Origin of the sequence: Streptococcus agalactiae ATCC 13813 (genome assembly GCF_000186445.1) — a bacterium.
In the GTDB taxonomy this organism is placed as follows: Bacteria; Bacillota; Bacilli; order Lactobacillales; family Streptococcaceae; genus Streptococcus; species Streptococcus agalactiae.
Genome location: NZ_GL636090.1, coordinates 1 through 595 on the forward strand (window position 1 = coordinate 1; position 595 = coordinate 595).

Consider the following 595-nt stretch of genomic DNA (forward strand, 5'->3'; position numbering starts at 1 on the left):
CGTAACTTCGATTCACTCATGTGACATTCTTTAGCTATTTCTTCTGTTTTAATAAAGCGATTTAGATTATTTTCAAGATATCGAATCACTGCGACAATAGTTTGAGAATGAGGGGTTTCGAGATGTTTTTTTAAAGAATGAACTTGTTGAGTATAGAATAAGATAGCAGTATCACGTAATTTTAAAACTTCATTTAGACTTATAGTTGACTCGTTTCTTTTATAAAACGATCTCGTGCTCGATAAGCTGTTTCGATATCAAGTCCTGCTTGGATGGTAGCCTGTGAGAGACGATCATAAATCATGATGGAGTAGTTTTTTTCAGATCGCAATTCATCTCCACTGATTATAGGTACGATAGAATTGCTAAAGTGTTCCACTGTTTCTTTCAAAAGAAATTCACTACCTGATTTAACAGCTTTTAGAATATTATTTTCAAAATGATACTGATATTTGTAAGAACTCATATTCTGTTTAGAAAATTGCTTAATTTTATCTAGATCAAAGGAGTTGCTCCACCCTTTCGTGTAGTAATGTAAGGGCTCTGATAATTTATCTTTCACAACCCCAGTTAGACAATAATTGGTTACTATTAG

At 32.6% G+C, this 595-nt stretch carries 1 pseudogene; it reads right to left on the bottom strand.

Going from position 1 to position 595, the window contains the following annotated elements:
• Positions 1–595: pseudogene (locus HMPREF9171_RS01000000113125) on the bottom strand (YSIRK-targeted surface antigen transcriptional regulator); the annotation flags it as partial.